At 28.6% G+C, this 11,997-nt stretch carries 8 protein-coding genes; 7 read left to right on the top strand and 1 reads right to left on the bottom strand.

From position 1 onward, the window contains the following. Positions 1 to 363: 363 nt before the first annotated feature. From LQE93_RS15085 to LQE93_RS15060, 6 genes are all read left to right on the top strand, one after another. On the top strand, positions 364 to 2,277 hold the full coding sequence (locus tag LQE93_RS15085) for a BglG family transcription antiterminator (protein ID WP_231074277.1): 1,914 nt from the start codon (positions 364 to 366) through the stop codon (positions 2,275 to 2,277). A gap of 40 nt (positions 2,278 to 2,317) precedes the next feature. Beyond that, positions 2,318 to 2,920: a hypothetical protein gene (locus LQE93_RS15080; RefSeq protein ID WP_055266205.1), complete on the top strand. Its 603-nt coding sequence runs from the start codon at positions 2,318 to 2,320 to the stop codon at positions 2,918 to 2,920. A gap of 253 nt (positions 2,921 to 3,173) precedes the next feature. Continuing rightward, positions 3,174 to 4,502, top strand: coding sequence for a 6-phospho-alpha-glucosidase (locus tag LQE93_RS15075; RefSeq protein ID WP_231074276.1), 1,329 nt, complete (start codon positions 3,174 to 3,176; stop codon positions 4,500 to 4,502). A gap of 327 nt (positions 4,503 to 4,829) precedes the next feature. Further along, entirely contained in the window at positions 4,830 to 6,128 is a 1,299-nt protein-coding gene (locus LQE93_RS15070) for a PTS sugar transporter subunit IIC (RefSeq protein ID WP_055266201.1), read from the top strand. 165 nt (positions 6,129 to 6,293) lie between these two features. Continuing rightward, on the top strand, positions 6,294 to 7,013 hold the full coding sequence (gene deoD, locus LQE93_RS15065; RefSeq protein ID WP_231074274.1) for a purine-nucleoside phosphorylase: 720 nt from the start codon (positions 6,294 to 6,296) through the stop codon (positions 7,011 to 7,013). A 198-nt stretch (positions 7,014 to 7,211) separates the two neighbouring features. After that, positions 7,212 to 10,226 carry a glycoside hydrolase family 2 TIM barrel-domain containing protein gene (locus LQE93_RS15060; RefSeq protein ID WP_231074273.1) on the top strand — a complete coding sequence of 1,005 codons (3,015 nt, stop codon included), beginning with the start codon at positions 7,212 to 7,214 and terminating at the stop codon, positions 10,224 to 10,226. Positions 10,227 to 10,354: 128 nt separating this feature from the next. Here the strand turns inward: LQE93_RS15060 and LQE93_RS15055 are convergent, their stop codons facing one another. Continuing rightward, positions 10,355 to 10,771, bottom strand: coding sequence for a hypothetical protein (locus LQE93_RS15055; protein WP_231074272.1), 417 nt, complete (start codon positions 10,769 to 10,771; stop codon positions 10,355 to 10,357). 463 nt (positions 10,772 to 11,234) lie between these two features. Here LQE93_RS15055 and LQE93_RS15050 point away from each other — a divergent pair, with 463 nt between their 5' ends. After that, complete coding sequence (locus LQE93_RS15050) at positions 11,235 to 11,891, top strand: MATE family efflux transporter (protein WP_231074270.1); 657 nt, start codon at positions 11,235 to 11,237, stop codon at positions 11,889 to 11,891. The last annotated feature ends 106 nt before the right edge of the window (positions 11,892 to 11,997 follow it).

Here is an 11,997-nt window from a genome sequence, read left to right as displayed (position 1 = left end):
GCTTATAGCAATAGTGAAAAGTGTCCATATTAATACTTTTCACTTTAACTTTAGTTAAATTTTCATCGTTACGATAGTAGCATTTTCACCTCGACGTAGTCGACTTTTCACTGTGAAGCTTGCTTCGCACTTTATTTTTTTGTCGAAAATTGAAAAGATATGTGCTTTTTTATATACTATAATTAATGTAATATAAGAATTTTTAAAGTGCGCTTGCCCAATTTCCTAACCAATAGGAAAAAGAATATTTGAATCGTTACCAAAGCTTTATTAAAATTTAGTTAAAGTGATTAGAAATGATTTAATCATTAAAGTGAGTTTAGCGCATATTTGCATACGATAAAAAGTGTTAAGAGGTGCGCTATGTTTACTAAAAGGCAAACTAATATATTAGAGATAATTCTAAAGAATACATCAGGAATTACTGGTTCTAATATTGGAGAAAAACTTTCGGTTTCATCAAGAACTATCAGAAATGATATTTCACAGATAAATTCACTTTTAAGTAATGATAATATAACTATTTCATCATCTCATAAAAGTGGGTATTTTTTAAAAGATGAGTATATAGAAAAGTTAAAGGAAATATTGAATAACGAAAAAGGATTAAATTCAGCCTATCATTTAGATGATCATAGAGATTTCGTTGTATTAGGTAAAATTCTTTTTGAAGGAAAACAAAGTATATATGATTTAAGTGAAATATTGTTTGTTTCTACAAGAACGGTATATAAAGTTATTAAGAGTCTACAGGAAAGTATGTCAACCCAATATTTCTTTAATGGAATAAAATACGAAAAAGAGTATGTTTTTGTTGAGGCATCTGAAGAAGAGATTAGAAAGTTACTTTTTAAAATAGTTGGTGTCAGTGTTTTTGAAAAGACAATATCATTAAAAGAAGTGCAGATTATATTTGATGATAACTTTAGCTTAGAAGAGTTACATTACATTTGCGATAAAGTAAAAAAGTGCTTTATAGATAAAAAGAACTTTGTTGATGAAGAATATATAGTTATACTAAGTTGGCTTTTATATATTGCTCAAATAAGAAGCAACAATGGTTTTTGTAATCAGAAAAGTAAAAATAAATTAACAGATAAGAAAGCATTAAAAACAATAGAGGATTTAATAGAAGCTGGAGTTAAGTTAAATAAAAATGATATAGAGTCTATTTATAATTTTTTATGGACTAAAAAATTAACCTCTGAAAATGAGATAAGTGAAATTACCAATATTGTTTTAAGTGATTTTATTCGTGCAATTAAAGAAAGATATGATGTTGATTTAAATGATAGTGATGAACTTTTAGGAAATTTATTAGAGTATATGGAATATATGTTACGACGTATACAAAGTGACTATCAATTTGTAAATTCTATAAAGAGTGACATTAAAAATAGATATCCGTTTGCTTATGAAATTTCAATGCTAATAGTTGAGATAATATATAAGTATTTTAATAAGTACACAAAAGATGATGAAGTAGCTAATATAGCAATTTATCTAGAACCACTTTTAAATAGTTTTAGTTATAAAACTAAGATTCTTATGATAACAGATTCGAGAGTGGGGATTAATAGTTTAATTCAGCGTTGGATTAATGATAATTTTTACAATAAGGTAGAAATTGTAGGGAAAATATCTTTAAATCAATTAAATAACTATAGATATGTAGAAGATGCAGATATTATTATATCGCCTATTAATATAGAAAAAGAAGTCAAAGTACCTACCTGCGTAATTGAAAGTATACCAGATAGTAATGATATAAAAAGATTAAAGCAAATGATGCATAAAGTTAATATAGGAAATAAATTTGAAGATATTATTAAGAAGTACTTTGATAAAGATTTGATAGATATATATGATGAAGAATATAACTTTGATCAAATAATAATGAGACAAGCTAAAAAGCTTAAAAAAGCAGGTTATATTTTAAATGAAAAAGAATTCGTAGATGATGTATTGTCTAGAGAAAGAGAATATCCTACGGTTATTGGAGAGTTTGTTATGATACCACGGCCAAGGAAGATTTTCTCAGAGAAGGTTTTAGTAAGTGTAGCTATTTTAAAGAAACCTATTTCATATAAAGGAAAAAATATAAGAATTATATTTTTATCAACACAATCATATAAAGCAAATTATGATTTAAGTCTTTTATATGAATTATTTAAAAGAGTAGCTTTAAATAAATGTATATTAAGATCATTGATTGACTTAGAAGAGAAAAGTGAATTTTTACAATGGTTCATTGATTTATCTAAGAATATCAAATAACTTTAAATATAAATAAGTGTAAAAACAAGGAGAAATTATTATGAGTTATAGTATGTGGGCAGAAATAAAAACAAGAAATGGTTTTGCAGCAGATGAAATTATTTCATGTTATCAAAAAGCAGTAAGAAGATCAATGGTAGAAGAGGCATGTGAATATGCATATGAATTATATATAACTTCACCACAATTATTAGATAAATTATGGAGAAGAATATTAACTATATCTGTTGAAGATATTGGATTTGGTAATCTAGATGCAGCAGTTCAAGTTAATGCATTAAATGAAATGAGAAAGAACTATCCATATGATGATGGAGATCAACCAATGTACTTCATCCATGCAACAAGAATTTTAGCAGAAAGCACTAAAGACCGTTCAAGTGATTATTTAAAGAATATAGTAATTAAGAGCTTTGCAATGGGTAAAAAAGTTGAAGTTATGGATGTTGCTTTAGATAAGCACACTAAGAGAGGTCAAGAGATGGGGAGAGGTTCAAAGCACTTCTTTGAAGAAGGAACTAAAGTAATACCTCAACTTAAGATTGACAATGATTATAGAGAAAGATATGGAAAAATCTTAGAAGTATACAAGCCAGAAGAAGCAGTAGAAAACGCATTTGTTTACGGAAAAGATCAATTTTAGTTAAGAAGAGCAGGGAGGATAACTCCCTGCTCTTTTAATCTTTCCTAAGCGTTAGGAAATTTATGGGTTGAGATGTAAAGCTTTAATAAATATAATTGACTTGAAAAGAAAATTTCTTATGGTACTTAAAGTTTTAGACAATAGTCTACTTAATTTAGTAGATGAACTTATTTAACTTATCAAGTACAGAGTAAAGAAGAAAATAAAAATATTCTTAAAATTGTAGAGTAAAAGTTAAAAGGAGGAATTTACTATGAGAAAATTTTCAGTTGTTATAGCAGGGGGAGGAAGTACTTATACACCAGAAATTATTTTAATGTTATTAGATAATTTAGATAGACTTCCATTAAGAAAAATTAAGCTATACGATAATGATGAAGAAAGACAAAATAAGGTTGCTAAGGCTTGTGAAATATTAATTAAGGAAAAAGATCCTTCAATTGAATATGTAGCAACAACAGATCCAGAAGAGGCTTATACAGATGTAGATTTCTGTCTTGCTCATATAAGAGTTGGTAAGCTTGAAATGAGAGAAATGGATGAAAAGATTTCATTAAGACATGGAGTTGTTGGACAAGAAACTTGTGGACCAGGTGGAATTGCTTATGGAATGAGATCTATAGGTGGTGTGCTTGAAAATATTGATTATATGGAAAAGTATTCACCAGATTGTTGGATGCTAAATTACTCAAATCCAGCATCAATAGTTGCAGAGGCAGTTAGAAGATTACGTCCTGATTCTCGTGTTATAAATATTTGTGATATGCCAATAGGTATGGAGCATAATATAGCTAAAATTGCTGGCTTAGAATCTAGAAAGCATATGGATATAAGATATTACGGCTTAAATCACTTTGGGTGGTATACATCTATTAAAGATAAAGAAGGAAATGAATTACTACCAAAGCTTGTTGAACATATAAAAGAATATGGATTTATTAATGGTGAAGAGGGAATGAGCACTGCTAAGAAAGACAGTTGGTTTGAAACTAATCTTTTCACTAAAGAAATAGTTAAAACTGATTTAACTACAATACCAAGTAGTTATTTAAAATATTATTTATTCCCAGACTATGTTGTAAACCACTCTAACCTAGAATATACTCGTGCAAATGAAGTTATTGATGGAAGAGAAAAGGAAGTCTTTGGAGCTTGTGCTTTAATTGAAAAACAAGGTCATTCAGAAGGTTCAGGTTTACAAATAGGTATTCATGCAGAGTTTATAGTAGATTTAGCAACAGCTTTAGCTTACAATACTCAAGAAAGAATGTTGTTAATAGTTGAAAATAATGGAGCTATTTCTAATATTCAAGATGATGCTATGGTTGAAATACCATGTATTGTTGGAAAGAATGGGTACGAACCATTGTCTGTAGGAAATATTCCAACATTCCAAAAAGGATTAATAGAACAACAATTAGCTGTAGAGAAGTTAGTGGTTGATGCATGGATTGAAAAGTCATATCATAAATTATGGCAAGCTTTAATGTTATCTAAAACAGTGCCAAGTGCAACAGTTGCAAAAGAGCTTTTAGATGATTTTATAGTAGTAAATAAAGAGTATTGGCCAGAACTTAGCTAATTTTTATAGAGTAATAGAAATTAATATTTATTGATAGATTTAAATTTTGTAGTATAGAGCTATATCATCAGTTAATTATCTGAGGGTATAGCTTTTATTTTTATTTAATATTTGAAAGATTTTATAGTTTTAATAAAATATATTAGTGATAAAAAAATGCACAAAGAGAATATAACGAAAATTATATAAGAAAAAAGCAGAAATATTCGACTGAAAAGGATTTAAATAATAGTTTTTCCTAACTAGAGAGGAAAATGTTTGTTTGAATACGTGTTGTAGGGTAAGTATAATAAAATTAAATTTAACGGAAACTCAGGGGGTAATATAATGAAACAAGGTGCTTTTTCTAAATTTATGGAAAAGTTTTTAATGCCAATCGCTCAGAAGATTGAAGGGCAAAAGCATTTACAAGCTATTAAAGATGGTATCATAGCTGTAATTCCAATAATCATAATTGGGTCTTTTAGCTTAATTCCGATTGGGGTTGCAAACTTATTTCCAAACAGTGCTTTTTATAATTTCGTAAATACATATATTAATTATTTTAATTTAGCAGGATTTTTTACAACTAATCTAATGTCTCTATATGCTGCATTTTTCATTGCAGATAGTTTACAAAAGAAATATAATTTGAACTCAAGTTTAATAGGAATAACATCAGTTGTATGTCACTTAGTATTATCTGTATCAATTGAAGATTTTGCGAATTCAACAATTTGGAATGTATCATCTTTAGGTGCTGAAGGTTTATTTGTAAGTATGATAGTTTCAATTGTAGTTGTTGAAATAAGTAGATTATGTAAAGAAAAGAAGTTAGTAATCAAAATGCCAGATAGCGTACCACCAATGGTTGCTGAATCATTTACAATATTAATTCCATTAGTAATTAACTTTGCTTTAGCAGTTGCAGGATCAATAATCTGTATGAATGTAGCAGGGGTAACATTCCCACAACTAATAATGAAGTTACTTGCTCCAGCAATTACTTCAATGGACTCATTACCAGCAGTTATGTTAGTTATATTCTTAACTCAATTATTATGGTTCTTTGGATTACATGGAGCTTCAATAACATCAAGTGTATGGGCAGCATTCGCAATTAGCTATGGTGCAGCAAATGCAGCAGCTGTAGCAGCAGGACAAGCTCCTCAACACGTATTTACTTTTGGATTTTACTATGGATTCTTACAAGTTACAGGGTCAGGAATCACTTTAGGACTTGTTTTCTTAATGATGAGAAGTAAAGCTAAATCACTTAAAGCTATAGGTAAATTAGGTATTATACCAAGTTTCTTTGGAATTAATGAGCCAGTAATATTTGGTGCACCATTAATAATGAATCCATTTATGTTTATACCATTCGTATTTGGACCAGTAATAGTTGCAGGATTAAATTACTTAGCTATGTCAACAGGATTAGTTGGGCTTCCATTATATGAAGCACCAGGATTCTTACCACCAGGATTCCAAGCATTCTTATTAACATTAGACTGGAAAGCATTTGCTTTAGCAATATTTAATGTAATATTTATGACAGCAGTATACTATCCATTCTTTAAGGCTATGGAAAAAGATGAATTAAGAAAAGAAGCTATTGCAGAAGGAAATGTCAACGTAATAGCATAATAGAAATATTAAGAGCGAAGCTCTGTTATTAATGATAAATGACAAAGAGAGAATGGCAAATTAATGATGAAGCTGATTAAATAAGCTTTTATCAATTTGCCATTTTTCATTTTAAACGTCCCATTAATAAAGCGCTTTGCATTTTATTTTTGGAGGAGAGAAATAATGGGAACTATACATATAGAAGCTAATAGAGAAGATATTGCAAAAATTGTACTTATGCCAGGGGACCCTTTAAGAGCACAATTTATTGCGGAAAATTATTTAGAAGATGCGGTACAAATAAATAAAGTTAGAAATATGTTTGGATTTACAGGATATTATAAAGGTGTAAGAGTAACTATAATGGCATCAGGTATGGGAGGCCCATCAATGGGAATATACTCTCATGAGCTTTTTAATAAATATGATGTGGAAGCTATTATAAGAATAGGTTCTACTGGAGCTTATAGTGAAAAGTTAAATATGCATGATGTAATGCTAGTTGAAAGTAGTTGGAGTCAATCCACCTATGCAAAAACTTATAGTGGATATGAAGAAGATGTTGTTTATCCAAATAATGAACTAAATACTCTTATTAAGGAAGTTTCAACTAAATTAAATATTAATATAAAGACAGGAAGAATACATTCAACTGATGCATTCTATACAAAGGATAAAAGTGTATTACACCATATAAGAGACACATACGGATGTCTTGGAGTAGAGATGGAGTCTTTTGCGTTATTACATAATGCAAATGTTGCAGGAAAGAAAGCAGCATGTTTATTAACAGTTGCAGATCATGCTTTAACTAATGAGAAAGCAACTGTAGAAGAAAGACAACATGCCTTTGAAAATATGATAAATCTAGCTTTAGGCACTGTTATAGAGTACTCTAAATAGTTATTAAATATATTAAGATAGAAGCAAGAATAAAGTGCGAGTTAAAATAAAGTAGCTCGCACTTTATTTTATAATATTTTAATGTTGATATATTGTTACAAAATATAAAAATATTGAGTATAAATTTTAGGTGATTTAAATAAACTTAAACATTCAGTATACTTTTTTTGAAAGCTAGTTTTATGAGAGGTGATTAATATGAAAGATATAATATCTATATTGAATGATCCAAAGGTATTTGAAATTAATAGATGCAAGGCACATTCAGACCATTATTTTGAAGGATATAATACATTTAAGTATTCTTTAAATGGTAATTGGAAATTTAGCTATAGTGATAATTTAGACAATGTAGAAAAGAATTTTTATAAAGAAGACTTTAACGTTGATGAATGGGCTGAGATAAAAGTACCAGGACATATTCAAATGCAAGGATATGACAGACCACAGTATGTAAACACAATATATCCTTGGGATGGATGTGAAAATGTTCCTGAAGGACAAGCTCCAAAAGATTTTAATCCAGTAGGAAGCTATGTTAAATTTTTAGAACTAACAGAGGATGATTTAAAAGATAACAATAAGATATACTTATCATTCCAAGGCGTAGAAAGTTCATTTGCTTTATATATAAATGGAAAATTTATAGGGTATAGTGAAGATACATTTACATCTTCAGAATTTGAAGTAAGTAAAGTTTTAAAGTCTGGATTAAATAAAATTGCTGTTCAAGTATACAAGTGGTGCTCAGGTAGTTGGCTTGAGGATCAAGATTTTTGGAGATTTTCAGGGATATTTAGGGATGTATTTGTATATAGTGTTCCTAAAGTTCATGTATACGATTTAAAGGTTGTTGCAGAGGTCGATGATAAATATAAAAATGGAATACTGAAATCTAATTTAATACTTAATGGTAATGGAGAAGCTATAGTTCAATATGAGTTATTAGATAAAGATGATGAAGTTATTATAAGTGGAGAAAAAGATAATATATCAATTAAGAATGAGATAACTATAGATTTAGAAATAAAAGTAGATAATCCTAATTTATGGAGTGCAGAAGCACCATTCTTATATACTCTAAAAATATTATTAATTGCAGATGGTGAAGTAATTGAAACAGTAATGCAAAAAGTAGGCTTTAGAAGATTTGAACTAAAGAATGGAATAATGCAGTTAAATGGTGAGAGAATTGTATTTAATGGAGTGAACCGTCATGAATTTAATTGTAATAATGGAAGAGTAGTATCAGAAGAGGATATGATTTGGGATTTAAAAACTATGAAGCAAAATAACATAAATGCCGTTAGAACCTCCCATTATCCTAATAATACAAGATTTTATGAATTATGTGATGAGTATGGGTTATATGTTATTGATGAAGTAAATCTTGAGTCACATGGTACTTGGGGCTTATGTACTGGTCCAAGAAAATACAATGATAAGAATATACTTCCAAATGATAAAGAAGAGTGGGTGCCTTTATTATTAGATAGAGCTAACTCTATGTATGAGCGAGATAAAAATCATCCGTCTATATTGATTTGGTCTTGTGGAAATGAGTCTTATGGTGGAGAAGATATTTATAAGATGAGTAAATTTTTACAAGGTAAAGATAATACTAGACTTGTACATTATGAAGGTGTATTCCAAGATAGAAGATATAATGATACATCACAAATTGAAAGTCAAATGTATACAAAGGTACACAATATAAAAGAATTTTTAAAGGAAAATAGAGATAAGCCAATGATATGTTGTGAATATGCACATGCCATGGGAAATTCTTTAGGTGCTTTATATAAATATACAGATTTAACGGAAGAGGATCCTTTATATCAAGGTGGATTTATATGGGATTTTATAGATCAAGCTATAGTAAAGGAAAATAGTAATGGTAAAAAGTTCTTAGCTTATGGAGGTGATTTTGAAGATAGACCAACAGATTATAATTTCTGTGGAAATGGATTAGTATTTGCTAACAGAGAAGTTACTCCTAAGATGGCAGAGGTTAAATATTGTTATCAAAATATAAAAATAAAAATATTAGAAGATAAGATTAATATAAAAAACAAAAACTTATTTACTAATCTGAATGAATATGAATGTTTCTTTATTTTAACTAGAGATGGGGTAGAAATAGATAGAAAGACTACCATTATAGATTTAGCTCCAATGAGCGAGAAGAGTATTGAGATACCATTTGTAAGAGAGAATAATATTGGAGAATATATTTTAACAGTTTCTTTCTGTTTAAGTAAAGATGAAATATGGGCAGAAGAAGGCTACGAAATTGCTTTTGAGCAACAAGTACTTTATGTAGTCAAAAAAGATAAAAAAGAATATAAAGGAAATCTTTCTATTGTAGATGGAGATATTCACGTAGGGATACATGGAGAAAACTTTAGAGTATTATTCTCAAGAGTTAAAGGTGGATTAGTTTCTTATGTATATGATGGTAATGAATATATTTTAGAAAGACCTAAGCTAAACTTTTGGAGAGCTCCTGTAGATAACGATATAGCAAATGGAATGACATTTAATAATAGTATTTGGAAGATTGCTAGTCTTTATGGAAAAGCTACTATGAAATCTTTTAAAGAATTAGAAGAAGGTATAGAAGTGTGCTATACACATATGCTACCTATGTTAGATAAGGTAAATGTAGATGTAAAATATCTTGTTAAAGAAGATGGATTAATAGAAATAACAGGAGAGTATTTTGGAACTGAGGGAATTCCTAATATACCTGAATTTGGTATGATGTTTACATTAAAATCAGATTTAGATAAAGTATTATGGTATGGAAGAGGGCCAAGTGATAATTATACAGATAGAAAAGATGGATGTAAAATAGGAATATATGAAGGGTGTGTAAATGACTTAGTGCCATATTTAAGACCTCAAGAGTATGGAAATAAATCAGATGTTAGATATGCAAAGGTATTTTCAGATAATGGGTTTGGTTTAATATTTAAAGGTGACAATCTTAACTTTAGTGCATTACCATATACTCCACATGAGATAGAAAATGCAGCGCATAGTTTTGAATTACCACCGGTATATCATACTATAATTCGTGTATCACAAGAACAAATGGGAGTTGGAGGAGATGATACATGGGGAGCTCCTGTTCATGAAGAGTTTACTATTTCAGGAGAAGAAAATCACAAGTTTAAATTTATATTTGGAGTAGATTTAGAGAAAAATTAAGGTTAAAACAAAATCTTTTTAGCTAAAAATTAAAAATGACAAGTGGCAAGTTACGGAATAAAATCAATCTCCATGTATAACTTGCCAATTGTCACTTGCAACTAAATAAAATCTTTTTTGATTTATTATTAATCGTAGTGTAGATTCATTTTAGCACAGTATTCTTCAGAGCATTTCTTACAAAGTACCTTTAAGTTTTCATCTGAACCAGAAGAATTAATATTATATACATCAATATTTGCAATACTACCACATTCTTCACACATATATTTAGCATTTTCGAATGCTAAATGACGTTTTTCTTTTGATAAGACTATTGGATTAAATTCAATAGCGTCTTCAGATAATTCTTTTTTATTATGCTTTAGTACGAAAATATTGTTTTTTTCTGATAAAGTATTTTTAAACTTAGAGAAAAGTTTTGTAACTAAGTGAGTTTTTTCTTTAGTACGAGTACTTTTCATTTTCATGTAATATTCTTTTAAAACAGTTACAACGAGACTAATAAAATAAAGTCCTAGTATAACATAAATTAAATTAAACATAATAATCACCAATAATATTTTTACCAGGAATATCATTTTTAATACATATATTTAAATATGTAATTAAATTAATTAGAAAGCTAAAATTAAATGATTAGAGTTTAGGGGGAGTAGGTACTAGGATGACTTTAAAAGTATAATAATTAGAACGGAGAATTTGAGCTTGCTATTAATAAAAGTAAGCATTAATAGTAGTTCAAATATTAAAAATAGACTTGTCTTTTTTGAAAATATTAGTATAATAATTATATTGATAAATTAATTAATATAATTGAATATACTTTGTGTTCATCGGAGGGTATATATTACATTGGTAAATATGCTGGATAAGATGCGGAGATAATCCGTTCTTATCCAGCTTTTTTAATTTTTCTAATTATATAAGCTTTCTATTTTGAAATAAAAAAAACTTACTATAATGGAAAGCTGTAATTATTATAAATTTATATTTTCGGAGGTCTTTATGAAACAAAAAACATTATCATTAACTGAAGGGGCAATAGGTTCAACACTTTTAAGGTTTGCAGTACCGTTTTTATTAGCAAGTTTATTACAAGCTTTATATGGTGCAGTTGACTTATTTGTTGTAGGGCAATATGCTGATTCCGCTGCTGTTTCTGCTGTAGCTATAGGGAGTCAACTTATGCAAACTATAACAGGTATCGTACTTGGAATATCTATGGGAGGAACTGTTTTAATAGGTCACTGTATAGGAGAAAAAAATGATAAGGGAGCAGCGAAAGCTGTTGGTACAATAACTATTTTATTTATTATGATAGCTGCTATTTTAACTCCAATTATGATATTTGGAACTAATTTATCAGTATCTTTAATGCATACACCAACTGAAGCTATAAACTATGCTAGACAATATATCTTTATATGTGCTTGTGGGATTCCTTTTATAGTAGGATATAATGCAGTAAGTGGTATATTTAGAGGCGTAGGAGATTCAAAAACACCTATGTATTTTATTGCTATAGCATGTGTAGTAAATATAGTCTCTGACTTTATATTAGTTGGGAAATTTAACATGGGGGCTTCAGGAGCGGCTATAGCAACTATTTTAGCACAAGCTATAAGTTTAATAATATCATTAATATTTATGGCTTTGTTTTAATAAACTGTTGAAATTTGATTAACCTCTATAAATATGGTTATAATATATAATATAACTACTATTTAGGAGGTTTTTTTATGCCGAGAGTTAATAATGTTATTCAACA

The organism is Clostridium sp. NSJ-145 (genome assembly GCF_021044725.1).
In the GTDB taxonomy this organism is placed as follows: Bacteria; Bacillota; Clostridia; order Clostridiales; family Clostridiaceae; genus Clostridium; species Clostridium disporicum_B.
Note: the sequence above shows the minus strand (reverse complement) of the source record. Positions and strands in the feature narration are given on the sequence as shown.

What these genes read in the sequence shown, in the direction of transcription:
- LQE93_RS15085 (WP_231074277.1), top strand. Translation starts at nt 364, where the DNA reads ATGTTTACTAAAAGGCAAACTAATATATTAGAGATAATTCTAAAGAAT.
- LQE93_RS15080 (WP_055266205.1), top strand. Translation starts at nt 2,318, where the DNA reads ATGAGTTATAGTATGTGGGCAGAAATAAAAACAAGAAATGGTTTTGCA.
- LQE93_RS15075 (WP_231074276.1), top strand. Translation starts at nt 3,174, where the DNA reads ATGAGAAAATTTTCAGTTGTTATAGCAGGGGGAGGAAGTACTTATACA.
- LQE93_RS15070 (WP_055266201.1), top strand. Translation starts at nt 4,830, where the DNA reads ATGAAACAAGGTGCTTTTTCTAAATTTATGGAAAAGTTTTTAATGCCA.
- deoD (WP_231074274.1), top strand. Translation starts at nt 6,294, where the DNA reads ATGGGAACTATACATATAGAAGCTAATAGAGAAGATATTGCAAAAATT.
- LQE93_RS15060 (WP_231074273.1), top strand. Translation starts at nt 7,212, where the DNA reads ATGAAAGATATAATATCTATATTGAATGATCCAAAGGTATTTGAAATT.
- LQE93_RS15055 (WP_231074272.1), bottom strand. Translation starts at nt 10,771, where the DNA reads ATGTTTAATTTAATTTATGTTATACTAGGACTTTATTTTATTAGTCTC.
- LQE93_RS15050 (WP_231074270.1), top strand. Translation starts at nt 11,235, where the DNA reads ATGAAACAAAAAACATTATCATTAACTGAAGGGGCAATAGGTTCAACA.